Genomic DNA, 25,298 nt, shown 5'->3' on the forward strand with positions numbered 1-25,298 from the left:
AGGAGCTCGTCCCGCGGTCACGATGAAGTGATGAGCGCCATCGCAACCGTGACCGTGGCCGGCGTCCCGGGAGTGGAGATCGCCTACCACCGCAAGGGAGCCGGCGAGCCGCTGCTGCTCCTGCACGGCATCGGCCACCACCGGCAGGCCTTCGACCCGGTCCTCGACCGGCTGGCCGAACACCGCGACGTGATCGCCCTCGACCTCCCCGGCTTCGGCGAGTCACCCGACGTACCGGCCGGCATCCCGAACGAGCTCGATACCTTCGCCTACGCGATCGAGGCTTTCTGTACGGCCCTCGACGTCGACCGGCCGCAGGTCGCGGGCAACTCGATGGGCGGCCTGGTCGCGCTCCGTATGGGCCAACTCGGTTTCGCTCGGTCCGTCACCGCGCTCTCCCCGGCCGGCTTCTGGACGCCCCGTGAACGCACCTGGGCGATCGGCCTGCTGACCAACCTCCGCCGCGTCGCCCGGCGTACCCCTGAAGCGACCGTACGGCGCCTGTCCCACACCGCGGCCGGCCGACGGGTGATGACCGGCGCGATCTACCACCGCCCGGCCCTACGCGATCCGGACGCGGTGGTCGCAGAGACCCGCGCCCTCCGCGACGCACCCGCCTTCGATCGCGTCGCCGCGCATGCGCGCGCCGGCATCACGTTCGACGGCGACGTACCGGACATCCCGGTCACCATCGCGTGGGGCACGCACGACCGCGTTCTCATCCCGACCCAGGCGGCGCGAGCTCACCTTCAACTCCCGCGCGCCCGCATGATCCCACTCCTCGACTGCGGCCACGTCCCCATGAACGACGCACCCGCCCTGGTAGCAGACACCATCCTCCAAACCCCGGAGGGCTGACGATCACAGATCGTCAGGCACCAGCCGGAAAGCAGCATGTGGCGTGAGCGGACGGACGGCCCTGAAGTCCCTCCGGTCCAGGGTGAGCACAGCATCCGTCCGGTAGTCCGCGGCGAGCGCGACGCTGACAGCATCAGCCAGATCGAGATCCAGGTCGGCGTATCGACTCATGATCGCCAAGGCAGTCGCGAAGGTTTCCGGGCTGATGTCAGGTACCTGAAAACGCATCCGCCGGACCTGGGTCAGCAGTAACTCGAGGATCGACGCCCTGGCCGCGCCACCAAGCCGGGCTCGGGCCAGGTGATCAACCTCTGCAAGCACCAGCGGCGAAAGAACAACTGTCCCGGCGTCCTGGAGGAGCTTCCTGCACAACGGCCCCTCGGGTGCGTTGCGATCGAAGGCCGCGATGATGCCCGAGGTGTCGGCGACGAGGATCACCGGTCGGTACGACGCACGACCTCGGCCCGAACCTCGTCCTTGGTCAGCGGCTCGCCGCTGCCGTCGAAGGTCGGCCAGTCGAGCGGCTCGTCCCAGACTCTGTTCGCCATCGCCGCGAGGTGAATGCCCTCCCGGATGATCTCCGCCTCCGGGATCCCACGTCGACGTGCCGCATCCTTGATCAGCGCCAGATCCTCAGGATCGGCGTAGACGTTTGTGCGCTTCATCGACATGTACCGACCCTAACACACGTACCTACAGGCCGAGGGTGTGGAGGAGGCCGCCGAGTAGGCCGCCGAGGGTGAGGGGCGGGTCCGGATCCGGGTCCGGGTCCTGGGTTCCTGGGTCGTCAGGGGTGGTCGGCGGGTCGTCCGGGGTGGTGGGCGGCGGACTGGTCGTCTTGTCCGGAGGATCGGTCGTCGGGTCAGACGGCGGCGCGGTGGTGTGCGTCGGCGGGCGCTTGGTACCGACCGGGGTGGTCGGATCGTACCGATCGACGACCTGCTGCGACGGCTTGACCACCTCCGTCGGGGAGGGCGTCTTCACTCCGCTGTCGACGACGGAGTTGCCCGTGCCGGTCGTCTCCTCCGGGGTGGTTGCCGGCGGCAACGGCGTACTCGCGGGCGTGGCACCGGGGGTCGGCGAACTGCCGCCCGGGATCGTCGGGACGTTCTTCGTCGGCTGACTGGGCTGGAGCCCGGCGACCGGGTTGGCCGGGTCCGGTCCGCCGCCGGGCAGCGGCAGGAACGACGCACCCAGCCGCGGGCCGCCGAGGAGAGCGACCAGGACCAGCACAAGGTAGAGCAGCAGCAGTGCGCCGGCGACGCCGGCGACCTGTCGCAGCCGCTGCGGGTTCTGCCAGGGCGGGCGGCGGGCGGCCACGGCAGCGATCGGTCTCACAAGTCCCGGAGAGTATCTGGTGCACCAGCGCTTCAAACAGCCCTTGGAAGAAATTCCACGCTAGATCGCAACTTTTCGGCAGCCGAGTTACCCCTACGCGCGCGTAGGATCTCGCTCCGTCATGGGACCGGTGAGTTCAGTTATCACCCGAGCGTCTGCAGGCCGACGACCGACAGCAGACGCAGCTTCTCGGCGGCCTCGCTGTTAGGCGCGGCGGTGTAGACCACGATGCGCAGATCATTGCCCGGCACTGTGAGTACGTCGCAGTCGATGACGATGGCACCGAGATCGGGGTGGTTGATGGTCTTCTGCTCGCTCTGATGGAACCCGACGACCGGTTGATCCCAGAGTTGGGCGAACGCGTCGTAGCCGGTCCGCAGTTCGTGGATCAGCCCCTTGAGCTCCGGGTCGTGCGGATAGCGAGCGATCGAGGCACGCAGGTCCGTCACCATCGCGGCCCGGAACGTCCGCTGCTGCTCGGGTGTCTGTACGACGCGTTCCCCCGGAGCCGCGTACTGGCGCCAGATGATGTTCCGCCACCGGCCACGCCACTCGGACGGATCACCGATCAAGGCCGCGAAGAGCGGATTCCAGGTGATCACCGTCCAGGCGGCGTCGCACACGCACAGCGGCGCACCTTCCAACTGGTCCACGATCCGCTGCACGCCGGCCGGGATGTACGCCGAGATCCTCCCCGGAGACGGTTCCACCTGGCCGGCGAGCACGAAGAGATGGTTGCGCTCGGCATCGGACAGCCGAAGTGCCCGGGACAACGCGGTCAGCACCTGGACCGACGGCGAGTCCGACCGACCCTGCTCGAGGCGGACAACATAGTCCACCGACATTCCGGCCAAGTGCGCCAGCTCTTCCCGGCGCAGTCCCGGCGCGCGCCGCTTGCCGCCCGCCGGAAGGCCGACCGCGTCCGGCGTCACCCGATCCCGCCACGCGTGCAGTGTCCGGCCCAGCTCGCTCATGCACCCAGTATTCCGCGCACCGCACCGGCCAGCCTGGTACTGCCGTTCCCTAGGACATCGCGGGTACTACCTGGCCGACACCCCTGGCACGAGGCTGAGGGCATGACCACGACACTCATCACCGGTGCGAACAAGAGCCTTGGATTCGAAACCGCCCGCAGGCTGATCGCCGCCGGGCACACCGTTTACATCGGCGCCCGCGATCCCCAGCGAGGCAAGGAGGCTGCGGCCACTCTCGGCGCGCGATACGTGCCGCTCGACGTCACCAGCGACGAGTCCGTCGACAACGCGGCGACTCAGATCGAGGCCGAGGCCGGCGGACTCGACGTACTGATCAACAACGCCGGCATTCCCGGCCAGGTGCGCACTGCCCGGGACTTGAGGGCTGATGACCTGCGACAGACGTACGACGTCAACGTGTTCGGACCGGTCCGAATGCTGCACCGTTTCCTGCCGCTGCTCGAGCGCAGCGCCAACCCGGTCGTCGTGAACGTGTCCAGCGGGCTCGGCTCGATTGCCACGGCCACGGATCCAGAGGCACACTCCGCTGCGGTCCCGGTCTGGGTTCCCGCACCGGGCTACGGCTCGTCGAAGGCCGCGCTCAACATGCTCACCGTCCAGTACGCGCGGCAACTGCCGGAACTGCGGATCAACACGGTCGACCCCGGCTACACCGCGACCGACTTCAACGGGCACAGCGGCGACCAGACGGTCGAGCAGGGAGCGGAGATCATCGTCCGGCTGGCCCAGATCGGCCCGGACGGACCGACGGGTGAGTATCTGAGCCTGACCGGAACCGTGCCTTGGTGATCAGCATTCGATGACGTTGACGGCCAGGCCGCCGCGAGACGTCTCCTTGTACTTGACCTTCATGTCGGCGCCGGTCTCGCGCATCGTCTTGATCACCTTGTCGAGGGTGACCACGTGCACCCCGTCGCCGTGCATCGCCATCCGGGCCGCGTTGACCGCCTTCACCGACGCCATCGCGTTCCGCTCGATGCACGGGATCTGCACCAGGCCGCCGACCGGGTCGCAGGTCAGGCCGAGGTTGTGCTCCATCGCGATCTCGGCCGCGTTCTCGACCTGCTGCGGCGTACCGCCGAGAACCTCGCACAGCCCGGCCGCCGCCATCGAGCAGGCCGAGCCGACCTCGCCCTGGCAGCCGACCTCGGCACCGGAGATCGACGCGTTCTCCTTGTAGAGAACGCCGATCGCGCCGGCGGTGAGCAGGAACCGGACCGCGCCGTCGTCGGTTGCCCCCGGCACGAACCGCCGGTAGTAGTGCAGTACGGCGGGAATGATGCCCGCGGCGCCGTTCGTCGGCGCGGTGACGATCCGCCCGCCGGACGCGTTCTGCTCGTTCACCGCGAGGGCGAACAGGTTGACCCAGTCCATCACCTTGAGCGGATCCACCGACCACGGGTCGCGGCTCAGCTTCTGGTGCAGCGCGTGCGCCCGCCGCGGGACCTTCAGGCCGCCGGGCAGGATGCCCTCGGTCTCACAACCCTCGCGGACGCAGTCCTGCATCACCTGCCAGATATGCAACAGGCCGTCGTGGATCTCGGTCTCGGTCCGCCAGGCCAGCTCGTTGGCGAGCATCACCTCGCTGATCGGCAGCTGCGACTCACGGCACCGCTCGAGCAGCTCGGCGCCGGTCGTGAACGGGTACTTCAGCGGGGTCGTGTCCGGCACGATCCGGTCCCCGGCCGCCGCGTTCTCGTCGACCACGAACCCGCCGCCGACCGAGTAGTACGTCCGCTCCCGCAGTACGCCGCCGTCCGCGGACCGGGCCACGAACGTCATCCCGTTCGGGTGGTACGGCAGGACCTTGCGCCGGTGCATCACCAGGTGTGCATTCTCGTCGAACGTGATCTCGTGCGTGCCGGCCAGCAGCAACCGGCCGCGCTCGCGGATCGTCTCGACGCGTGCATCGACCGAGTGAGTGACGACGGTCTCGGGGTCCTCGGCCTCGAGACCGAGCAGGACGGCCTTGTTGCTGCCGTGGCCGTGGCCGGTCACCCCCAGCGAACCGAACAGCTGTGCCTCGACGGTCGCGGTAGTAGCCAGCAGGCCGGCATCGGCCAGGCCGAGTGCGAAGGTGCGGGCGGCGCGCATCGGTCCCACCGTGTGGGAGCTCGACGGGCCGATCCCGATACTGAACAGGTCGAAGACGCTGATCGCCATCGTGTGGAGGTTTCCTTCCGGTCGCCGTTGACCGTTTGGTGTCCTCCCCGCTCTGTCAGACGTCCGGGGACGTCTTCCAGAGGTGCCTCGCCCGTGCGGTGAAGGTGCCTGAGAGATTCTTGGGGAGAGTTGCTCCTACGGCGCCCGGGTCGTACCCGGGACTCTCCCGCACGGGTTCATGCGGCTGTTGAATTAGCTGACGCCCTGGACGGTACGGCGGTGTCCCGGCCGTCGTCAATCCGGCCCGTGCGCACCGCCCAGATCTCGAAGAACCAGGTGAACAGCGGCGGAACACTGGCCGCCAGCGCGAGCAGCGTGACCGGCCAGGACCAGCGCAACGGGCGACGCACCAGCAGCACGGTGAGCACGTAGACGATGAAGATGCCGCCGTGGATCGGGCCGAAGATCTTCACCCCGAGCTCGTTGTCGGACAGCACGTATTTGAACAGCATTCCGATCAGCAGACCGGTCCAGGAGATCGCCTCGGCGATCGCCACCGTGCGGAACCAGGTCGCGTGTTTCTTCGTGCCGGCCGGGGCGGCAACAGTCGTCTCGGTCATCGACCAGACCCTAACAAGTCCCCCAAGCCGCGGCCGGGGTGTGTCGAGGGCTGCTCCCCGATGTGAGCAGGCAAACGGTTGCTGAGGATCGAGGGAGGTTCCCCAGACAGGAGACTTCCCTGATGACATCCAGACAAATACTCAGGACCACCGCGTGGGGTGTGGTCCTGGGATTCGCCGCGGCGGGTCTCACCGCGGTGCCCGCGCCGGCCGACGTACCCAAGCCGGCGACAGTGCAGTGGTCCGGCTGCAAGCCCGAAGGCAAGGACGATCCCGCGGAAGTGAAGGGATCGCAGTGCGCGACCCTGCAGGTGCCGGTGGACTGGCACCATCCGGACGGACCGACGTTCGGCCTCGCGATCGCCCGGCGTACGGCGAAGTCCCCGAGCGACCGGGTCGGCGTGCTGGTGTTCGGCCCGGGCGGCCCCGGTGACTCCGGCGTCGACCGGATCAAGACCGGCATCGAACGATTCAGCCCGGCCCTGCAGGATCGCTTCGACATCGTCAGCTTCGATCCGCGGGGGATCGCCCGCAGCAACCCGGTGCTCTGCTCCGCGGCGCTGCTCGCCCGGCAGCCGTCGCCGCTGATGAAGAGCCAGGCCGACTTCGACGCGACCGTGCGCTACAACCGCACCCTTGCCGCCGACTGCCGCAAGCACACCGGACCGCTCTACGACCACATCGACACCTGGCAGACGGTGCGCGACGTGGACGCGATCCGGAAGGTACTCGGCGAGTCGCAGATCTCCTTCCACGGCTCGTCGTACGGGACGATGCTCGGCGCGCAGTACGCCGAGGCGTTCCCCGGGCACGCTCGCGCGATCGTCATCGAGGCCGTGATGGACCACAGTGTGCCGACCGCGCGCCTGTTCCTCGACGACGAGTCGGCCGCGGTGCAGGACTCGTTCGACGAGTTCGTGAAATGGTGCGATCAGGCAACGGCCTGTTCACTGCACGGCCGCGACGTCCGCGCGCTCTGGGCGGACCTCCTGCAGCGGTCCGGGCGCGGTGAGATCCCGGATCCCCGGCAGCCGAATGTCGCCATCACCCCGTTCTACCTCAGCTTCGCGGTGTTCCGGACCTTCTACGACCCGCGGTGGGCCGGGCTGGCCGACATGCTGAAGCAGCTCGACGAGAGCAAGCCGCCCACCGGCCAGGCCCCGGTGCCGACCGGCTTGGAGAACAACACGATTGCCCCGTTCTGCCAGGACTGGCACCTGCCGGTGCGCAACTACCGGGAGTACTCCGGCCTGATCGACCGGATCGGCCGGAACAACCCCGACATGCGGTACCCGGGTGAGCTGATCGCCGTCACGACCTGCCTCGGCACACCGCAGGCGAACAACCCACAGCACACGCTGAAGGTTCACGATCTGACGACGCCGGTCCTGCTCGCGGGCGGGATCCACGACCCGGCCACTCCCTACAGCTGGGCCCAGAACGTCGCCCGCCAACTGGGTCGCGATGGCAGGCTGTTGACCTACGAGGGCTGGGGGCACGGCAGCTACACGACCAGTCCGTGCGTGCAGTCGACAATCGACGACTATCTGATCAAGTTGCAGGTCCCGAAGCGCGGCACCAGCTGTCCCGCCGTACCACCGGTGGGCTGACACGAGTCCGGGCCGGCGCTCCCAACAAGCGCCGGCCCGGGGTCCGTATCAACTTCAGACCGGTACGCCGGTCACATCGAGCACACGGATGATCTCGTCGCCGCGGACCATCCGGCCCGCCAGCAGGCGAAGTTCGGCGCAGGCGGATTCCAGGGCCTGCGTCTGGGATCGGCAGTTGTCGACGTACCAGAACGGATCGTCGGGCTGCGGATCATCGGCGTCGTCGATGTCGGCGTACCAGCGTCGATCGCCGCAGTGAACTACGCGCACTCGTAGATTCATGACGTGCTCCCCGTGCCCCAGGATTCTGGGTCCCCCACGGCCCCAGTCGGGGCCGCCTCGGCCGGGCGCGTGGTACGCGGCCCCCCACTACCACGCGCCGAGCCGAGTTCGACCCTCCCCCGCTCCCTACATCGTTGCCGAGGGCGTCAGTGTTACTGCTTGTGACCGATAATTTTCCGGAGTCGTCCGGTCACCGCGCGTCGAGGTGGGACTGCGTCCAGTTCTCCAGGCCGTCGGTGGTGATCGGAAGGTCCTTGGTGAGGATCTCGAGCCGGTCGGAGTGGACCACGACGTTGTCCTCGATCCGGATTCCGATCCCGCGCAGTTCCGGCGGCACGGTCTCGTCGTTCGGGTGGAAGTAGAGCCCGGGCTCGACCGCGAGTGCCATCCCGGCCTCGATGTCGCCGGCGAAGTACGCCTCCGGACGCGAAGCGTCACAGTCGTGGACGTCGAGGCCGATGTAGTGGCCCGTCCCGCACACGATGAAACGACGGTGCTGCTGCCCGTCCGGGCCGAGCAGTTCGTCGATCGAGACGTCGAGCAGCCCCCAGTCGCGCAGCCCTTCGGCCAGCACCTTCATCGCCTCGTACTGGAAGGCGCGGTACGGCGCTCCGACCTTGACGGCGTCGAGTGACGCCAACTGGGCCTTGTGCACCAGGTCATGCACCTGCCGCTGGGCCGCGGTGTACTCCCCGGTGGCCGGGAACGTCCGCGTCACGTCGGCCGTGTAGAGCGTCCGGGTCTCGACGCCGGCGTCCAGCAGGATCACGTCGCCCTCGTTCACCGGGCCGTCGTTGCGGACCCAGTGCAGTACCGGCGCATGATTGCCAGCAGCAACGATCGAGGCGTACCCGACGCCGTTGCCCGCGGTCCGCGCGCGCCGGTCGAAGGTGCCCTGCAGCCACCGCTCGCCGCCGCCCCGGATCGCCTCCGGCAGCTCACTCGCCACGTCGCCGAACGCGAGCACGCTGGCCGCGACCGCCTCCCGCAGCTGGTCCAGCTCCCAGTCGTCCTTGATCCGGCGCAGCTCCGCCAGCGTCTGGCGCAGCGAGTTTCCGTCGGTCGGCGAGGTCCGGACCAGAGCGTCCAGCATCGGCTCGACGCCGGGCACCGACAGCATGAACGGCACCGCGCCGCGCACACCCTGGGGCAACTCCTCGATCGGGCGGCAGGGGATCTGCAGCGCGTCCGACCAGTCCTTCAGCCCGGGCACCGGCCCGATCCACAGCTCGCCGTCGCGCGCGTTGGCGAAGAAGTCGGCCTCGTCCGGCCCGGCGGTCTCCCGCAGGTACAGCGTCGCATCGCCATCGGCCGACAGCACCAGTACGGCGCCTTCGGCCTGGCAACCTGTGAGCCAGACGAAGTCGCTGTCGGCGCGGAACATGTAGTCCGTGTCGTTCGAACGAACCGGTGCGCGGCCGGCCGCGATCGCGATCCGCCGGCCCGGCAGCGACGCCGACAGCTTGCGCCGGTGTTCGGCTGCAGCCTCGGCCAGTCCCTCCGGCACGGTCACGGATCGGTCGACGGGCCCCCAGCCGCGCGAGATGGACTCCCGGAATCCCTTCGCGTCGATCGGGCGGTAGGACTTGGGTGTCTGCTCGGTACGGTCGTCGTCGGTCATGCGCTGTGCTCCCCTTTGCAGCTGACGGTTACAGGTATCAACTCAGGTCGTGGCGGGGCGCGCAAGCCCTTATCGCCTCTGGTGGATCAGCGGGCCCGGAATGCTTCGAGAATCCCCTGCTCGCTGTCGAGCAGGTACTGGTGCAGGTCGGCCGCGGCCTGCTCGTACTTGCGTGCCTCGAGCAGTTCGAACAGCCCGCGGTTGCGTGCGATGTACGGCTCGTGCAGCTCGCGCGGGGTCGCGATCACGTGGAAGAGCAGCCGCAACTCGGCCAGCAGGCGCCCGGTCATCGCGTCCATCCGCGTGCTGTCGGCCAGACCGATCAGGTGCTCGTGGAACCGCATGTTCGCCGTACCGACGGCCGGCCAGCGGTCGACGAGCGCGGCCGCCTCGGCAGCCTCGACATCGGCCTGCAACGGCTCGAGCCGGCCGGCCGGCAGCTCCGGGTCACGCTCGGCCAGGCCGCGGACGACGTCGACCTCGAGCACGCGGCGGAGGCGGTACAGGTCGATCACGTCCCGCTCGTCCAGCTCCGGGACGAACACCCCGCGGTGCAGCTTGTAGACCAGCAGTCCCTCGTGGGTGAGCAGCCGGAACGCTTCCCGCAGCGTGTTCCGGCTGACCTCCAGGACCTCCGTCAGCTCGATCTCGGAGAGCTGGGCGCCCGGCGGCAACGCGCCCTCGGTGATGCTGCGGCGCAGGATGTCGGCGGCCCGCTCGGCCGAACTACTGCGGTCCAGCCGCGCGACATCGTCGGCCACTGTCCGCAACCATGCCTGCCGGCCTTCGTCGGCCCCACCCGTGCTCATCTCCGCATCATCGCCCACCCGAGGCGGTGAGGGGAAGTTTAGTGGAACAAGACTCTTGCAGGATTGTTGAACAATCTCTACGCTCAAGTCATCACCCGTTACTCACAGCCATGGAGCCCATCCCGACAACAGCCCGCCAGACCCTGGAGACACGCCCATGTCGACGCCCACCTCGAAACGTCCGCACCGCCCACCGCGGCGGCCCTCCACGAAGCCGGTCACCCGCCGGACCAACCCCTATGCCCGCCGGCTCGCCCCCGCGGCCGGACGCAAGACGCCGGACAACGCCATGAAGACCGGCAGCCGGTCGACGCTGATCGGCGCTATGTTCCTGATGGCCACCTCCGCGATCGGGCCGGGGTTCATCACCCAGACCACGCTGTTCACGGTGTCGCTCGGCGCGGCGTTCGCGTTCGCGATCGTCGTCTCGGTGCTGGTCGACATCGCGGTTCAGTTGAACGTGTGGCGGGTGATCGGCGTCTCCGGGCGCCGGGCCCAAGAGCTCGGCAACCTGGTCGCCCCCCAGACTCGGTACGGCGATGTCCGCGCTGCTGTTCGCCGGTGGACTCGTCTTCACGATCGGCAACGTCTCCGGCACCGGGCTCGGCACCGACGCCATGATCGGGCTGGATCCAAGGCTCGGCGGCGCACTCTCCGCAGTCGTTGCCATCGGCATCTTCTTGTCCCGGCGGGCCGGGGTTGCGATGGATCGGGTCGTGATCATTCTCGGCAGCGTGATGATCGTGCTCACCGGATACGTCGTGATCACCTCGGACCCACCGATCGGCCAGGCGCTGCGGAGCGTCGTACTGCCGTCCCACGCGGAGTTCCTAGTCATCACCACGCTGATCGGCGGAACGATCGGCGGCTACATCATGTACGCCGGTGCTCACCGGCTGCTCGACTCCGGGGTGTCCGGGCCGCCGTACGTCCGGGACATCAGTCGCGCGGCGGTCGGCGGGATCCTGCTCACCGGTCTGGTGCGGGTCGCCATCTTCCTCGCCGTACTCGGTGTCATCGCCGGTGGAGCGACCCTCGACCCGGCGAACCCGACCGCCTCGGCCTTCCAGCACGCGGCCGGCGAGTTCGGCCTGCGCGCCTTCGGGGTGGTGTTGTGGGCGGCCTCGATCGCGTGCGTGATCGGAGCGGCGTACACGACCGTCACCTTCGTCACGTCGCGGACGAAGACCTCGGAGGGGACCAGGACGGTCCTCGTCGTGCTGTTCATCGCAGTCAGCACAGTGATCTACCTGGCCGTCGGTACGGCGCCCGCCCAGTTGCTCGTGTTCGCAGGCGCGTTCAACGGGTTGCTGTTGCCGCTGGGGATCGGCGTGCTTCTCTGGGTGGCATGGCAGCGGCCCGACCTGCTCCGCGGCTACCGGTACCCGCGCCGGCTGCTCTGTCTTGGTGGGGCGGCCTGGCTGCTCACCGTGTATCTGGCCGTTCGTTCGATCGTTTCCCTGTTCTAACTTGGAGGAGTGTTCATGGACCTCAACGCCGATCTCGGTGAGGGATTCGGATCGTGGCCGATGGGTGACGACAACGCCCTGCTGGACGTCGTCACCAGCGCCAACGTGGCCTGCGGCTTCCACGCCGGCGACCCGTCGATCATGCGCCGAGTCACTGCGCGGGCTGTCTCGCGTGGCGTGGCGATCGGGGCCCACGTGGGGTATGCCGACAAGGCGGGATTCGGCCGGCGCTTCGTTGACATCGAGCCGTCGGCACTGCGCGACGAGGTCGTGTACCAGATCGCCGCGCTGGACGGCTTCGCGCGGATCGCGGGCGACCGGGTCCGGTACGTGAAGCCGCACGGCGCGCTGTACAACACGATCGGCCACCATCTCGAGCAGGCCGCTGCCGTGGTGGGCGCGGTCGCCGACTACGACCGTTCGCTGCCGGTGCTCGGCCTGCCCGGGTCGGCCTGGTTGCGCCTCGCGGCCGACGCCGGACTGCCCGTCGTACATGAGGCTTTCGCGGACCGCGCGTACACACCCTCCGGGACCTTGGTGTCGCGGCGCGAGGCCGGCTCGGTGCTGCATGACGCGGACGAGATCGCTGCCCGGTGTACGGCGATGGCCACCGGCCAGCCGATCCACGACATCGAGGGCGGGACGCTGAAGGTCGAACCCGCCTCGATCTGCGTACACGGCGATACGCCGGGCGCGGTCGACATCGCGCGCAAGGTCCGGTCCGCGATGGAGGGGGCGGGCGTGACGTTGAGCCCGTTCACCCAGTGATGCGGATCCTGCCCTCCGGCGACCACGCGCTCCTGGTCGAACTCGACACCCTCGACCAGGTCCTCGGCTACTACACCGCCCTCACCGCCACACCACCCGCCGACGTCATCGACATCGTCCCGGCCGCCCGCACCGTCATGGTCACGACCTCCGGTGGCCTGGACGCACTGTCTCGCGCCCTGCGCGCTGTCACACCTGCTGACGGAGCCCACGCGGTCGGGGATCTGATCGAGCTTCCGGTCGTCTACGACGGTGAAGATGTTGCCGACGTCGCCGAGGTGCTGGGCTGCAGCGTGACCGAGGTGGTCGAACGCCACACGGCAGCTGAGTGGACCGTCGCCTTCTGCGGCTTCTCCCCGGGCTTCGGCTACCTCACGTCCACCGCGACCTGGGACGTCCCACGACGTCAGTCCCCCAGGACGAAGGTGCCGACAGGAGCCGTGGCTCTGGCTGGGGAGTTCAGTGGGGTCTACCCGCGAGAGTCGCCGGGCGGGTGGCAACTGATCGGACGAACCGACGTGAAGATCTTCGACCAGGAGCGCGATCCCGCCGCTCTGTTCCATCCGGGCCGCCGGGTCCGGTTCATCGACGCGGGCCGTGGATGACCAGCCTCACCATCCTCGAAACGGGGCCCCTAGCAACCATCCAGGACGCCGGCAGAACCGGCCAGGCGTCCCTCGGCATCCCCACGTCCGGCGCCTGCGACCGCGCGTCGTACGCCCTCGCCAACCGTCTGGTCGGAAACCGTGACGGGGCCGCCGCGATCGAGGTCACCTTCGGCGGCCTCGTACTGCACGCCGACAACGACCTCACCATCGCCATCACCGGCGCACCCTGCCCCGGCGTCCCGTTCAACGCACCGGCCGTGATCAAGTCCGGCCAGGTACTCCGGCTCGGCCCGCCGCGGACCGGTCTCCGCACGTACGTCGCCGTCCGCGGCGGAATCGACGTACCGCCGGTCCTGGGCTCCCGCTCGACCGATCTCCTCTCCGGCCTCGGCCCCGCACCACTCACCGCCGGCCTGACCCTGCCGGTCGGCTGCACCTACAACCCGATGCCCGGCGTGGACCTCGCCCCCGTCGCCGACCCGCCCGCCGGCGAAGTCGTCGTACGCGTAACCCCCGGCCCCCGACGCGACTGGTTCACCGACGCCGCCTGGGCCACCTTCACCACCCAGTCATATGCCGTCAGCAGCAACAGCAACCGCGTCGGCGTCCGCCTGGACGGTCAACCCCTCGAACGCGCCCGCACCGGCGAACTGGCCAGCGAAGGCATGACCCTGGGCGCCATCCAAATCCCACCCTCCGGCCTCCCCGTCATCTTCCTCGCCGACCACCCCGTCACCGGCGGCTACCCCGTCATCGCCTACGTCGCCGACCCGGAGGTCAACACCTGCGCCCAACTCCGCCCCGGCCAATCCCTACGGTTCATCTAGTGCCCTGCGTCGGAGATCCCTTGAGCGATTGCGGCGCAGGGCACTAGGTGAGAGGTGGGAACCTCCGCCGGCCGTCGACGCCCACTCGCATCCGGTCCGACGGGTGGCGGTAGCAGCCTCGGTCCCGCGAGGGCCGGAACCAGAACCCACCTGCCTCGATGTCCATCTCTTGCAACTCCTCGGGCAGCGGCACGGCGCTGTCGCGAGCGGTACTCTCCGCTTTCAGTCGCAGGTCGTCGCCTTGTTGTGGCGAACCGGGGGTGTCGAGCGACTTGAACGCGGGGTCGTTCGACTGGCCGTTCTGTTCCTGCGGCGATTCGGCTTGCACGTAATCAGCAAGGTCAGGGTACTGGTCGAAGTGGTCGGTATCGCCTGCGATCGTCACGAAGAACTTCTCCTCCGGGCCGGTGCCGAAGCGGTGGTAGGTGTTCCCATCCGTCGGTCCGGCGAACTCGCTCGGTGGCAGGAAAGCGATCGTCCTGGCCTCGCCCGGTTTCGAGTACACCGCAACGAAGATGTTGTTGTACGCCCTCCGTCGACCAGCAGGGCCCAGCGGTTTGTAGTGGCCGAAGCCGGTGAGCGCGATCTCCTCGCGCGCCGCGCCGACCGCCCCGGGGTCGAGGACGATGCAGGTGTTGTGGAACAGGTCGAACGGTCCTTCGTCCTTGCCGTCCTTGTAGAACTGGCCGTAACGCAACGATCGCTGCTCTGTCTGCTTGCGCGGCCGGTTTCCCAAGGTCGGACGCCGAATGTCGAACAGGTTCCGGAAGATGGAGATCTGTCCGACACCGCCACCGGCGAAGCTCAACGCCGTCAGGCATTGTGTGATCACGTTCTGGTAGATCCTTGCATCCTTGGTCCCTGGTACGCCGGCCACGATCATGCTGTCGTCGTTGATGTTGTGCACCCAGTTGTGGTGGAAGCGCGTCTGATCGCCGAAAGCGACCGAGACGTCATGGCCGTTGACAATCTCGCAATGGTGCACCGCAACGCGCAGGGCGCCTTCGTCCGAGGACAGCAGAACCCCACCGGTGGAGGCGCCAAGCCGGTTCCGGACCACGGCAGCATCCGGAGCCGGGCGAAACCTGTACTCGTCCTTGCGGTCGCTGCGGAACAACCACGTCGGGAGGCCGCCGTCGATCAGACAGTGCTTGACCTCGATGTCCGTGTTGGCCTCATCTGACTCGGTCTGGAGCCGGATCCCGCGACTGGCTGCCCAGACCCGAACGTGGTCGAAGGTGATGTCGGTGCAGTTCCGGAGCCGGACCGTGTCTTCGTCACCGAACCGCAGGGTGAGGTTCTGGAACACCATGTGTTCGCAGGTCACCAGCCGCAGGACGTGGCTCTCGGCGGTGGACAGGGCGAGGCGCAGCTGCCGTGGGTCCGTCTTCCCGGTGTAGTCCGGCCATCCGTCGATCCCGTTGGAGGTGTGCGACAGACGGATATGGACTCTGCGTCCCTCGGCGCTGTCGTCGAACCAGATGCCGGGGCCCATGTACACGAACGGCCGGTACCGAGGAGGCTTGAACGACTTGTCCTTGTCGGTGAGCTGCTCGTGGGACACATCCGGCCCGAGTTGGTCCGGATTCTCCGCCAGTTCCTCGGCCTCCGGCCACAGTTGGTTCGGGGACCGCAGGTCCTCCACACGGTCGTAGGTGATCAGGCGCGTGTACCGCCCCGCGTTCAGAAACGCGCCCTTGCGGACCACCATGGAACCGTCCTCAGGCGACGGTTCGAACTGAGCCGTCGATTCATACTCGTCAAGCTGCCCTGCTACGGGTTGCCAGTCGGTTGCGAACGATGCCCCACGGAACTCGGCGACCGTCGAGTCGATGGTCACCCGCTCGAGCTTGTACGGCTTGACCACGATCTTGACCGAGTCGCTCCCCTTCACCCCGGTGAGATTGATCGACTCCACATAGGTCCCGCCACGCAGGTACACGAAACCGCCAGCGGCCGCCGCCGTGATGCCCTGCGCGATCAGGTGGTACGGGTCCTCCAGCGTGCCCGACCCCTCCGGCACGGGGTCGACTCCAGGCGGCGGTGGGCTCACGTAGAACTCAGGAACGACCATGACCTGTCCCGATCCGATCAGCGTCGCGACGACTGCTGTACATGGCGGACGCGTTCATCGCAGTAGCTCGGCGGCTTTGAGGTCCTTGCCTACGGCCCAGCAGGCGTCTTCTGTGCAACTAACACCGCGCAAGTCGTTCTGGTCGAACCGGCGCCAGGTGCGCCCACCGTTGGTGGTGATGTCACTGCCCGTGAAGCCAACAGCCACCGCCGTGTCGCGCCGGTTCGCCGGAACCACAGCCATGTTGAGACGGAATCCGGCCAGCGATCGCACCCGCCTCCAGGTCCTGCCACCATTGGTGGTCCTCGCAGCCACGCTCGGCTTGTTGGAGGAAGGGTCGCCACCCCCGAGCGCCAAGCCGTGCCTGGTGTCCCAGAAGGCCAATGAAGCGATGCCGAACTCTGGGTCACCGGGTATCGGGGTGTCTGCCACCGACCAAGTGCGACCACGATCGTCGGTATGGAACACGCGAGCGTTGGCGTCCGACGGCTGGGTGCCGAACCAGGCGTCGTGAGGACCCTTGGTGACCAGACAGGTCCCAGTCGCGCGCCCGAACTCGTCGGGCAGAGCGTCAGGCATTCCCTTGGTGGGTGCGACTTTCCAGGTCCATCCACCGTCATCCGTGAGCAGGATACGGAATGTGCCCCGGACCGGGTCGCTCATCGCAAGACCGTGAACCGCATCAAAGAACGCGATGCCGTTGTAGAACGCCTCCTTCTCCCAATTCTCGAACACCAACCGCCAGGTCGCTCCGCCGTTGACGGTCCGATAAATCCTCGAACCTTGGGACTCACCGGACGCCAGCGCGAGGACGTGATCGCGGCCGAAAGCGCGGACATCACGAAAGGTCAGGTGACCGGCGTCGGGAGGAGTGACATTCTCCCAGGACTGTCCTCCGTCCAACGTCCGGACAACCAGTCCCGGACTGCCGGATTCGTCAGGGCCGTCAAAACCGCCGGAGGCCCACACAACATCGCGGTTGACGACGTCGATGCCGATGAGACTTGAAGGAATTGTTTGCATGAAACGCCAGGACGACATGGCTCCTCCGATGACAGCTGTCCGTCAGTGCTGAGGGCCGGTCTACCTGGCACGCCACATGCTCGGCCGGCTTGCCTCAGCAACTGGGGCCGCCATGAGGTCTGAAGAACTATCAATCTGCTGAGGTAGAGAGATACCTGTCAATTTCGACATTTGCGCCCCCCGGTCGGTTTCCTGATTCCTCGGCCGTGCCGCACCAGAAAACCGCCGCTTTACGATCACATTACAGCGGCGGATACGCGCAGTCGATAGTCGCCGTCAGGTCGGGCCTTTGCGGGCTCAACGCAATCGAGGGTGTGGCCGGGGTCTGAATCCGCCGGTATCCAGGAGCGATCTGGCGATGTAGCTGGTGTGTGATGACTTCGGCCAGTGCGGCCGGGACGCCGTGGCCGGCTCGGGTGTGCGGCGTTCGTCTGGCCGCGTAGAGCGGGTCGGTCGTGCGGCCACGGTGCCCGTGATGGCCTGCTGGACCCGGCGCGACAGCTTCGCCCGCGGCTCAGCCACCTTGGACGTGTCTTGGCGCCACACGTGCCCGCACCCGCCGCACCACCGTGTCACCCGCCATGGCCTCGCACCCGCAACGACGACACCACCTGTCCAACGACCCGTCGGGGTCGACGACCAGCGTCAGGCACGTCGAGGTCTTCTGGATGGGCGGCGTACGAACCCCCATCATCAGGAGACCTCGACGCCTACCCGGCCGCCGGCTTTCTGACGGGTCGCACGGAATTAGTTGGTACTCCGGTCTAGCGCTGAGGGGGTCTGTGGGTTAAGGCTGCTCCTGTTCCTGTGGGCGGGCTTGAGGAGATGGTGATGGCTAGGCGGATTTCAGTGGATGTGCCGGCGTTCTGGGAGAACGGGTGGCAGATTCTGCGTGGGGTGTACACCCCGGAGGAGGTGCAGAAGTTTCGTGACGGCGCGAACGCGTCGAAGGGGGTGAGCGGCGAGCTACTCTCGCGGCCGCTGATGAGGCACGCGATCCTGGACGGGAAGATGGTCGAGGTGGCCAGGCAGCTGCTTGGTTCCGAGGACATCATGTACGCCGGTGACAGTTCCTTCACGATCAACTCCGGCCAGCACGGCTACCACAAGGACAACGCGGACCGGAAGGATGCGAACGCGCCGGACTGGCAGGGCCGTTACACGATCCTCAGGTTCGGGATCTACCTGCAGAATCACACCAGGCACACGGGTGGCTTGAACCTGCGGCACAAGTCGCACAACGAACCTGACCTGACCACCGGCAAGACGATCTATGTGAAGACCAGGCCGGGCGATCTGGCGGTGTGGAGTCTGCGCACGACGCACAGCGGCAACGGCAAGCTGCTCAGCTTCCCCTGGTGGGTGACGCCCGAACCGCAAAGCGAGGACCGGTGGCCCTGGTTCTTCCGCGAGGCCAAGCCGGACGGCGACCGGATCGCCGTGTTCGCCGCCCTCGGCCTCGACGACGACCATCACGACCGCTATACGACGTACCTGAAGACGCGGAAGTACATGGTCGACATGTGGCATCGATCGAAACTGGATCCGGAGGTCTTCGACCAGGCCGCCCAGATCGGCCTGAAGATCCGCGACATGCACGACGAGGTCGCCGACGACCTCAACGCGGGCCAGAACGTCGAGTGGAAGCCGATCCCGTACTGATCAGAACGGGGCCGGTCCTTTACCGACCGGCCCCGACTGGTTTGGTTGATCAGCTGATGGTGAGAGAAGGCTTCTACACCCTCAACTGTGAAGAGCCCCTTTGCGGCCGACGAGGTGGAAGATTCGGCTGAGTTGGCGGTAGGGGTCTCGGCGGCTCGCTTCGAGTTCTACTGCGGCTGTTGCTTCCAGTTGCTTCGTGTCATTGGGGTCGAGCTCGGCTCCGGCGAAATCGAGCCAGTCGACGAACAGCCATACGCCGTACCAGCGCAGAGCCTCCACGTCCCGGCTTCGCAGAAGGTCGGTGAGCTGCTCCACCGTGTGGGCTCGAGTCAGGAGTCCCAGTACTCCGATCTCTTCCGTGGCGTCGAATGCTGCCAGGGCGTCGCCCCACCGCCGTTCCATGGCCGGCCGCACCGCCGACGTGTTGGCGTTGCCCGCCATGATCGAGACGATGCCACCCCGGGAGCAGCGCATTGGCACAGCTGGTCGAGCAACGGCTCCTGTTGCTCGAGGTACCCGAGCACCCCATGGCACAGGACGGCCTCGAAGCGCCGACCACCGACCGCTTCATCGGCATGCGCACCGTCAGCCTCCACGAACGTCACCCGTCGCTGGGCGTCAGCGGGCAAGCCTTCGAGTCGCTGACGCGCCTTGTCGAGCATCGCGGGTGATGGATCGAGCAGCGTCACGTCGTACCCGGCTCGCGCCAACGGGAACGACTGATGGCCCGCGCCGCCGCCGACGTCAAGCACGGTCGCCGGAGGCGGTGGCAGATGCTCCAGCAACTGCTGGTGCATCACGTACGTGCGCACCCGCCCCTTCACCGTGGCGTAGGCCCCATCGGCGAATTGGTCAACCAAACCAGCCCAGGCGTCAGTCTCCACCCGACCACAGTATGGGTTCGCACGACTACGAAATGCTCGCGGACCGCCTGACCATCAACCGTCTCGCTCAGCGGTTGGTGGATCTTGTCTGCATTTCTGTGGTGAAGGGAGCTGCTGCGTTGTCTGCGCCATGCCGTCGAGTCCGGCGCAGGACGCGGCCAGCTTTTGTCCTCTTCTCGGAATACTGGTCAGCCGGCCGCGCGGAAGCGGCGGAGGTACTCGGTGGGCGTCGTACCGAGGTGTCTGGCGAAGGCTCGGCGGAGGGTTTCGTCGCTGCCGAGGCCGCTGAGCCGGGCAGCTGAGGTGATGCTGTGGCCGTCGAGGAGAAGTTGCTGGGCTCGGTCGAGGCGTACGCGCTCGACCCACCGGGCCGGCGTGGTGTGGAACTCGGTGTGGAACAGGCGAGTGAGGTGCCGCGGGCTCAGGGCAGCCGACGCGGCCAGGGCGGGCAGGCTGTGGTCAGCGGCGGGGTCGGCGACCACAGATTCGGTCACTGCTCGGAGTGGATCGCTGCGAGGTGGTGGGGTTGCGATCGCTGTAGAGAACTGGGATTGACCGCCGGGTCGTTGCATGAAGACGACCAGCTCCCGGGCTATCTCGCGAGCGACCTCTGCGCCATGGTCCGCCTCGACGAGGGCGAGTGTCAGGTCGATGCCGGCGCTGATGCCGGCCGAGGTCACGTACCGGTCGTCGTGGATGTGTAGCGCGTCCGGTTCGACACGCACTGACGGATAGCGGCGGGCGAGCGTCTGGGCATGACGCCAGTGGGTCGTGGCGCTCCGGCCGTCCAGGAGCCCGAGTGCTGCGAGTACGAAGGCACCCGTGCAGACGGACGCCACCCGGCCGGCCTGATCCGCGAGAGCGCGGACCGCGGCGAGGAGATCGTCGGGCACTCGATCGACCAGGTGGTCGGATCCCGCGACCATCACGGTTTCGAAGGGACCTGCCCCGGCTGCTGCTGTGGTGGCGGCGAGGGTCGGACCGGAGGATGTCGCGATGTCACCGCCTCTTGGGGAGACGAGGGTCGACTCGTACCGGGCGCCGTTGCGGTTGGCCTGGTGAAGGACCTCGAGAGGGCCGCTGACATCGAGGAGGGTCACGCCGTCGAACACCACCAAGGCGATCCGATGTGTCCGAATCTGTGGTTCATATGGCGTTCTGGACATGGCACCAGCGTAGCCACTCCGGCGAATCTGGACGCACAGACGAGGCCACACCAGGAAGGCAGAACGACGATGAGTGAAGAGATCGCCGGAGTACGGATCCCGGACAGCGCCCTGGCCCGCGAAGCCACCGAACTGGTTCGCGAGGTGGCGTCACCGCTGCTGTTCGATCATTCGCGGCGGGTCTTCCTGTTCGGTGCGTTGCGCGGCCAGGAGCAGGGCCTCGAGTTCGATCCGGAGTTGCTGTACGTCGGCGCGATGTTCCACGACCTCGGTCTGACCAGCCGGTTCCGTCGTACCGACCAGCGGTTCGAGATCGACGGCGCCGATGAAGCGCGCCGCTTCCTGCAGGCGCACGGCGTCACCGGGGAGCCGGCCGATCGGGTCTGGACCGCCATCGCTCTGCACACGACCCCGGAGATCCCGTTGCACATGGCGGCCGAGATCGCGCTCGTCACTCGCGGTGTGGAACTGGATGTCCTCGGCATCGGTTATCTGGCGATCACTGACGAGCAGCGGACGGCCGTGGTCGCGGCGCATCCGCGGCCGGACTTCAAGAGCCGGATCCTGGCCGCGTTCACGGACGGCATCAAGGACCGGCCGGAGACGACCTTCGGGAACGTCAAGGCCGACGTCCTGGAGCATTTCGTCCCCGGTTTCCACCGCGGCGACTTCGTCGACGTGATCAAGAACTCCGACTGGCCCGAGTAGATCCGAGGCCCATTCGGCGGACGGGTCGGGCGTGCCTGGGGCTGCTTGTTTGGGGGCGGTGGGCAGGCGAGGATGTGGGGTATGACGGAGAGTTCTGGGACACCAGGAATCGACAGCACGGTTCCTCCGAGCGGGACCGGGTGCGCGGAGTGTCTGGAGGTTGGCGGCTGGTGGTTTCACCTGCGTCGGTGTGCGCAGTGCGGACATATCGGGTGCTGTGACTCCTCCCCTGCGCAGCATGCATCGGCTCACGCGTCCACGACCGGGCACCAGATCGTGCGCAGCTTCGAGCCGGGCGAGGACTGGTTCTGGCACTACGGCGAGTCCCAGTACTACGAGGGTCCCGCGCTCACACCGCCGGAGTCCCACCCGGTCGACCAGCCGACGCCGGGCGGCAACGTCCCGCCCGACTGGCAGAACCACCTCAACTAGCGTCGCGCTAGAGGACGAAGCCGGCGGGGAACGGGTCGTCGGGGTCGAGTAGGTAGTTGGCTGTTCCGGTGATCCAGGCTCGGCCGGTGACGGTTGGTACGACGGCCGGCCGCGTGCCGACCGTGGTTTCCTCGATCAGGCGTCCGGTGAAGCGGGTGCCGATGAACGACTCGTTCACGAAGTCGGTGTTGAGCGCGAGCTCACCGCGGGCATGCAGTTGCGCCATCCGGGCCGACGTACCCGTCCCGCACGGCGACCGGTCGAACCACCCCGGGTGGATCGCCATCGCGTTGCGCGAGTCCGCACCGTCGAGACCGGGCGCGGTGAACTGCACGTGCTTGCACCCGTTGATTCCCGGATCGAGCGGATGCACCGGCCGGTCGGTCGCGTTGATCGCGTCCATGATGTCCAGCCCGGCCTGCAGGATCCGGTCCTTCTCGGCCCGGTCGAACGGGAGGCCGAGCTGCTCCAGCGGCAGGATCGCGTAGAAGTTGCCGCCGTACGCGAGGTCGTAGGTCACCTTCCCGAGCCCCGGAACCTCCACCGTCGCGTCCAGTGCATGGCTGTACGACGGAACGTTGCGCAGCGTCACGTGCTCGGCCCGTCCGTTGCTGACGGCAACGTCGACGACGACCAGGCCGGCCGGGGTGTCGAGGCGAACCTTGGTGACCGGCTCGGTCACCTCGACCATGCCGGACTCCACCAGCACGGTGGCGACGCCGATCGTGCCGTGGCCACACATCGGCAGCAGGCCGGACACCTCGATGTACAGCACGCCCCAGTCCGCGTCGGACCGGGTGGGCGGTTGCAGGATCGCGCCGCTCATCGCCGAGTGTCCGCGTGGCTCGTTCATCAGGAACAACCGCAGGTCGTCCAGGTGCTTGATGAAGTACTCGCGCCGCTCGGCCATCGTCGCGCCGGGGACGACGCCGACCCCGCCGGTGACGACGCGGGTCGGCATTCCCTCGGTATGCGAGTCGATCGCGCTGATGGTCCGGACGGACCTCATCGCAGCGACTCCACGGCCTTCTTCATGTCCTGCTCCAGTTGGGCGAGGTGCTCGGGCACCAGGGGTCCACGCGGCGGCCGGCACGGACCGCCGTACCGGCCGACGTAGTCCATGCTGTACTTGATCGCCTGGACGAACTCGGTCCGCGAGTCCCACCGGAACGCGGCGACCAGCGGTTCGTACAGCGCCCGCGCCTCTTCCAGCTTGCCTTGTACGGCGAGGTCGAACAAGCGGACCGATTCCTTCGGGAACACGTTGGGGAAGCCGGCGAACCAGCCGGTCGCGCCCATCAGCAAGGCCTCGAGGGTCAGGTCGTCGGCGCCGGCAATGACGGCCAGGTCCGGCGCGAACTCGCGGATCTCGAGGATCCGGCGGACGTCACCGGAGAACTCCTTCACCGCGACGATGTTCTCGATCTGCGCGATCTCGCCCAGCAGGTCCGGGGTCAGGTCGACCTTGGTGTCGTGTGGGTTGTTGTAGACCATCACCGGCAGGCCGGCCTTGGCGACCTCGGTGAAGTGGTGGATCACCTCGCCGCGGTTCGCGCGGTACATGGTCGGCGGCAGGCACAGTACGCCGGTTGCACCGTCCTCGGCCGCCTTCTCCGCCCACGCGCGGGCCTGGTGTGCACCGACGCCGTGTACGCCGACCACCACGATGCCATCGTTGCCGACGGCCTCGATCGCGGTCCGGGCGACGGCTCGGCGCTCGTCGTCGGTGAGTGACGAGTACTCGCCGAGGGAGCCGTTCGGGCCTACTCCGCGGCAACCGTTGTCGACCAGCCACCGGCAGTGCTCGGCGTACTTGTCCAGGTCCGGACGCAAACCTGCCGGCGCCGACGCGTCCTCGGCGTACGGCAACGCGGTGGCGACGATCACGCCTTCCAATTTCTCCGTCACAGATCCTCCTGAGCTTCTGCCAGATCCCGCAGCCTCACCGGCACGGCGATCGGTCGTTTCATCGATGATTCCGGTGCACCAACCAGCGCACCGACGGTCCGCGAACAGACCCGTCCCTGACACATCCCGAGCCCGGCCCGGCTGCTGAGCTTGAGCGCCCGGCCGTCCTGCACACCACGTCCTGCCACAGCCGCTTCGATCTCTCCGCGCGTAACTTCTTCACACCGGCACACCACGGTCTCGGCAGTGCTCCACGCTCGCCACCCGTCTCGCACTGGATAGGCCCGCGCCAACACCTCCGCAAACTGTCGCCCGCGTACGACGGCTTCCCGCGCCTCCACCGCGCCTGCCACGTCCGCGCGCTCTGCGGCTGCCCGGGCACCGGGCGGTCCTGGCGCATCAGTTCCCGCGTGAAGCGCGGCAGCCGCACCGGCCACTCGACCTTCGGCAGCCGCTAGGTCCGCGCCGCCGATTCCGGTGAGCTCACCGGCGGCAAACACCCCCGGAGTAGTGGTTTCTTGGTGGACGTCGACGACAACTGTTGAGCCTCCGTCCGGACCGGTCGTGAGGTTGCAGCGGGCCGAGACCGCGAGCTCGAGTTGAGCGGTGAAGCCGAAGCCGAGACATACCGCGTCGACCTCGATCCGTCGCTCGGAGCCCGTGATCGGCTGCCACGAGTCGTCCAGCCGTACGACGGTGACAGCTTCGACGTGGTCGGTTCCGTGTGCGGCGACGACGGTCCAGCCGTGCCGGAGCGGAATGCGATGCTTCGCCAGCAGCGCGCCGTACCCGAGGACCTCGCGGAATTTGCCAGAGGCAACTAGTGGGTTGGTGAGCCAGCCGCGGCGGACTGTTCGCAGGGTGTTGGCCTCGAGTAGCTCGACGACCTCGGCACCGACGCCGATCAGCGATTCCGCTACCGGCAGGAGGAACGGGCCGGTGCCTGCGACGAGTACCCGTTGACCGACGGAGATGCGTTGCCCTTTGGCCAGCGATTGCGCGGCGCCGGCGCTGTAGACGCCCGGCAGATCCCAACCAGGGAAGGGAAGTACGCGATCGTATGCACCTGTGGCCAGGACGATCGCCCTCGCGTCAACCGCGAAGACCTGCCGCCCGACGCTATCCGCTGGTCCTTGTTGCACCCACAGTCGGAGCCCTTCCATCGCCCACACGGAAGTCTCCGCGAGATGTGTGATCCGCTCATGCCCCGCAAGCCGATCCCGCTGCGCGACGAATCCTTTCCACCCGTGCTGCAACCGGCCGGCCCGCCGAGCCCCGAATTCCACGGGCAGTTGCCGGTTGAACTGCCCGCCCACACTCCGGCCGGTGTCAATCAACGCCACCGACGCACCACCATCCGCGGCCGCCAAAGCTGCAGCGATCCCGGCCGGCCCAGCCCCCACCACAACCACGTCAGCCACCCGCGGGACATTCGAAGTGGCAGCGGCGTGGGACGACGCCGGGGAGAGATGCGCCCGAGGCTGCGCGTCGAAGGTGGCTGACGTCCCGCGTGCCGTCTCGCGAGGCTGCGGA

28 protein-coding genes, 1 pseudogene and 1 riboswitch are annotated in these 25,298 nt (G+C 67.7%); of the genes and pseudogenes, 10 read left to right on the forward strand and 19 right to left on the reverse strand.

Going from position 1 to position 25,298, the window contains the following annotated elements; translation table 11 throughout:
* Positions 1-30: 30 nt before the first annotated feature.
* Positions 31-858, forward strand: coding sequence for an alpha/beta fold hydrolase (locus tag ACIBG5_RS18385; protein ID WP_396392693.1), 828 nt, complete (start codon positions 31-33; stop codon positions 856-858).
* 3 nt (positions 859-861) lie between these two features.
* Here the strand turns inward: ACIBG5_RS18385 and ACIBG5_RS18390 are convergent, their stop codons facing one another.
* The 4 genes from ACIBG5_RS18390 to ACIBG5_RS18405 form a co-directional block, all read right to left on the reverse strand.
* On the reverse strand, positions 862-1,296 hold the full coding sequence (locus ACIBG5_RS18390; protein ID WP_396392694.1) for a type II toxin-antitoxin system VapC family toxin: 435 nt from the start codon (positions 1,294-1,296) through the stop codon (positions 862-864).
* Positions 1,293-1,529, reverse strand: a complete 237-nt coding sequence (locus ACIBG5_RS18395; protein ID WP_396392695.1) for a CopG family transcriptional regulator — start codon at positions 1,527-1,529, stop codon at positions 1,293-1,295. Before ACIBG5_RS18395 ends, ACIBG5_RS18390 begins: the two co-directional genes overlap by 4 nt.
* Before the next feature lie 22 nt (positions 1,530-1,551).
* A complete protein-coding gene (locus tag ACIBG5_RS18400; protein WP_396392696.1) occupies positions 1,552-2,196 on the reverse strand; it encodes a hypothetical protein in 645 nt (214 codons plus the stop codon).
* A 143-nt stretch (positions 2,197-2,339) separates the two neighbouring features.
* Complete coding sequence (locus ACIBG5_RS18405; RefSeq protein WP_396392697.1) at positions 2,340-3,170, reverse strand: helix-turn-helix transcriptional regulator; 831 nt, start codon at positions 3,168-3,170, stop codon at positions 2,340-2,342.
* A 102-nt stretch (positions 3,171-3,272) separates the two neighbouring features.
* On the opposite strand from ACIBG5_RS18405, the gene ACIBG5_RS18410 reads away from it, so the two are divergent.
* Complete coding sequence (locus tag ACIBG5_RS18410) at positions 3,273-3,980, forward strand: SDR family oxidoreductase (protein WP_396392698.1); 708 nt, start codon at positions 3,273-3,275, stop codon at positions 3,978-3,980.
* Here the strand turns inward: ACIBG5_RS18410 and ACIBG5_RS18415 are convergent, their stop codons facing one another.
* The gene (locus ACIBG5_RS18415) at positions 3,981-5,354 is read right to left on the reverse strand and encodes an L-serine ammonia-lyase (protein WP_396392699.1); all 1,374 of its coding nucleotides are present in this window, start codon (positions 5,352-5,354) and stop codon (positions 3,981-3,983) included.
* Positions 5,355-5,440: 86 nt separating this feature from the next.
* A riboswitch (glycine riboswitch) is annotated at positions 5,441-5,533 on the reverse strand.
* Positions 5,531-5,914 (reverse strand): DUF3817 domain-containing protein, encoded by a 384-nt coding sequence (locus ACIBG5_RS18420; protein WP_396392700.1) that lies wholly within the window; start codon positions 5,912-5,914, stop codon positions 5,531-5,533. Its footprint overlaps the riboswitch before it by 3 nt.
* Before the next feature lie 122 nt (positions 5,915-6,036).
* Between ACIBG5_RS18420 and ACIBG5_RS18425 the strand changes: the two genes are divergently transcribed.
* On the forward strand, positions 6,037-7,524 hold the full coding sequence (locus tag ACIBG5_RS18425; protein ID WP_396392701.1) for an alpha/beta hydrolase: 1,488 nt from the start codon (positions 6,037-6,039) through the stop codon (positions 7,522-7,524).
* 54 nt (positions 7,525-7,578) lie between these two features.
* Here the strand turns inward: ACIBG5_RS18425 and ACIBG5_RS18430 are convergent, their stop codons facing one another.
* From ACIBG5_RS18430 to ACIBG5_RS18445, 4 genes are all read right to left on the reverse strand, one after another.
* Entirely contained in the window at positions 7,579-7,806 is a 228-nt protein-coding gene (locus tag ACIBG5_RS18430; RefSeq protein WP_360445773.1) for a hypothetical protein, read from the reverse strand.
* Positions 7,807-7,996: 190 nt separating this feature from the next.
* A complete protein-coding gene (locus ACIBG5_RS18435; RefSeq protein WP_396392702.1) occupies positions 7,997-9,427 on the reverse strand; it encodes an aminopeptidase P family protein in 1,431 nt (476 codons plus the stop codon).
* 86 nt (positions 9,428-9,513) lie between these two features.
* Positions 9,514-10,236, reverse strand: a complete 723-nt coding sequence (locus ACIBG5_RS18440; RefSeq protein WP_360445769.1) for a GntR family transcriptional regulator — start codon at positions 10,234-10,236, stop codon at positions 9,514-9,516.
* A 237-nt stretch (positions 10,237-10,473) separates the two neighbouring features.
* Complete coding sequence (locus ACIBG5_RS18445; protein WP_396392703.1) at positions 10,474-10,680, reverse strand: hypothetical protein; 207 nt, start codon at positions 10,678-10,680, stop codon at positions 10,474-10,476.
* A gap of 95 nt (positions 10,681-10,775) precedes the next feature.
* Here ACIBG5_RS18445 and ACIBG5_RS18450 point away from each other — a divergent pair, with 95 nt between their 5' ends.
* From ACIBG5_RS18450 to ACIBG5_RS18465, 4 genes are read left to right on the forward strand one after another with little or no spacing between them, the layout of a single operon-like run.
* Positions 10,776-11,705: an NRAMP family divalent metal transporter gene (locus ACIBG5_RS18450; RefSeq protein WP_396392704.1), complete on the forward strand. Its 930-nt coding sequence runs from the start codon at positions 10,776-10,778 to the stop codon at positions 11,703-11,705.
* Between the two features lie 15 nt (positions 11,706-11,720).
* A complete protein-coding gene (locus ACIBG5_RS18455; RefSeq protein WP_396392705.1) occupies positions 11,721-12,473 on the forward strand; it encodes a LamB/YcsF family protein in 753 nt (250 codons plus the stop codon).
* Entirely contained in the window at positions 12,473-13,078 is a 606-nt protein-coding gene (locus tag ACIBG5_RS18460; protein ID WP_396392706.1) for an allophanate hydrolase subunit 1, read from the forward strand. Before ACIBG5_RS18455 ends, ACIBG5_RS18460 begins: the two co-directional genes overlap by 1 nt.
* A complete protein-coding gene (locus ACIBG5_RS18465) occupies positions 13,075-13,908 on the forward strand; it encodes a biotin-dependent carboxyltransferase family protein (protein WP_396392707.1) in 834 nt (277 codons plus the stop codon). Before ACIBG5_RS18460 ends, ACIBG5_RS18465 begins: the two co-directional genes overlap by 4 nt.
* 43 nt (positions 13,909-13,951) lie before the next feature.
* Here the strand turns inward: ACIBG5_RS18465 and ACIBG5_RS18470 are convergent, their stop codons facing one another.
* The 3 genes and pseudogenes from ACIBG5_RS18470 to ACIBG5_RS18480 all read right to left on the reverse strand — a co-directional run.
* Positions 13,952-15,982: a hypothetical protein gene (locus ACIBG5_RS18470; RefSeq protein ID WP_396392708.1), complete on the reverse strand. Its 2,031-nt coding sequence runs from the start codon at positions 15,980-15,982 to the stop codon at positions 13,952-13,954.
* A gap of 54 nt (positions 15,983-16,036) precedes the next feature.
* Positions 16,037-17,023, reverse strand: a complete 987-nt coding sequence (locus ACIBG5_RS18475) for a WD40/YVTN/BNR-like repeat-containing protein (RefSeq protein ID WP_396392709.1) — start codon at positions 17,021-17,023, stop codon at positions 16,037-16,039.
* Positions 17,024-17,414: 391 nt separating this feature from the next.
* A pseudogene (locus tag ACIBG5_RS18480) lies at positions 17,415-17,608 on the reverse strand (hypothetical protein); the annotation flags it as partial.
* Between the two features lie 228 nt (positions 17,609-17,836).
* Between ACIBG5_RS18480 and ACIBG5_RS18485 the strand changes: the two are divergent.
* Positions 17,837-18,667 (forward strand): hypothetical protein, encoded by an 831-nt coding sequence (locus ACIBG5_RS18485; RefSeq protein ID WP_396392710.1) that lies wholly within the window; start codon positions 17,837-17,839, stop codon positions 18,665-18,667.
* An 81-nt stretch (positions 18,668-18,748) separates the two neighbouring features.
* On the opposite strand, the gene ACIBG5_RS18490 is transcribed toward ACIBG5_RS18485, so the two are convergent.
* The 3 genes from ACIBG5_RS18490 to ACIBG5_RS18500 form a co-directional block, all read right to left on the reverse strand.
* A complete protein-coding gene (locus ACIBG5_RS18490) occupies positions 18,749-19,108 on the reverse strand; it encodes a hypothetical protein (protein WP_396393017.1) in 360 nt (119 codons plus the stop codon).
* The gene (locus ACIBG5_RS18495) at positions 18,997-19,464 is read right to left on the reverse strand and encodes a class I SAM-dependent methyltransferase (protein ID WP_396393006.1); all 468 of its coding nucleotides are present in this window, start codon (positions 19,462-19,464) and stop codon (positions 18,997-18,999) included. Before ACIBG5_RS18495 ends, ACIBG5_RS18490 begins: the two co-directional genes overlap by 112 nt.
* Positions 19,465-19,739: 275 nt before the next feature.
* Complete coding sequence (locus tag ACIBG5_RS18500; RefSeq protein ID WP_396392711.1) at positions 19,740-20,717, reverse strand: GlxA family transcriptional regulator; 978 nt, start codon at positions 20,715-20,717, stop codon at positions 19,740-19,742.
* Positions 20,718-20,786: 69 nt separating this feature from the next.
* On the opposite strand from ACIBG5_RS18500, the gene ACIBG5_RS18505 reads away from it, so the two are divergent.
* Positions 20,787-21,425 carry an HD domain-containing protein gene (locus ACIBG5_RS18505; protein WP_396392712.1) on the forward strand — a complete coding sequence of 213 codons (639 nt, stop codon included), beginning with the start codon at positions 20,787-20,789 and terminating at the stop codon, positions 21,423-21,425.
* Positions 21,426-21,506: 81 nt separating this feature from the next.
* Complete coding sequence (locus ACIBG5_RS18510; protein WP_396392713.1) at positions 21,507-21,857, forward strand: UBP-type zinc finger domain-containing protein; 351 nt, start codon at positions 21,507-21,509, stop codon at positions 21,855-21,857.
* A 7-nt stretch (positions 21,858-21,864) separates the two neighbouring features.
* Here ACIBG5_RS18510 and ACIBG5_RS18515 read toward each other — a convergent pair whose 3' ends face one another.
* From ACIBG5_RS18515 to ACIBG5_RS18525, 3 genes are read right to left on the reverse strand one after another with little or no spacing between them, the layout of a single operon-like run.
* On the reverse strand, positions 21,865-22,866 hold the full coding sequence (locus tag ACIBG5_RS18515; protein WP_396392714.1) for a proline racemase family protein: 1,002 nt from the start codon (positions 22,864-22,866) through the stop codon (positions 21,865-21,867).
* Positions 22,863-23,765 (reverse strand): dihydrodipicolinate synthase family protein, encoded by a 903-nt coding sequence (locus ACIBG5_RS18520; RefSeq protein WP_396392715.1) that lies wholly within the window; start codon positions 23,763-23,765, stop codon positions 22,863-22,865. Before ACIBG5_RS18520 ends, ACIBG5_RS18515 begins: the two co-directional genes overlap by 4 nt.
* A complete protein-coding gene (locus ACIBG5_RS18525) occupies positions 23,762-25,186 on the reverse strand; it encodes an FAD-dependent oxidoreductase (RefSeq protein ID WP_396393007.1) in 1,425 nt (474 codons plus the stop codon). Before ACIBG5_RS18525 ends, ACIBG5_RS18520 begins: the two co-directional genes overlap by 4 nt.
* Positions 25,187-25,298 lie beyond the last annotated feature (112 nt).

Source organism: Kribbella sp. NPDC050241 (genome assembly GCF_044459685.1).
Lineage (GTDB): Bacteria > Actinomycetota > Actinomycetes > Propionibacteriales > Kribbellaceae > Kribbella.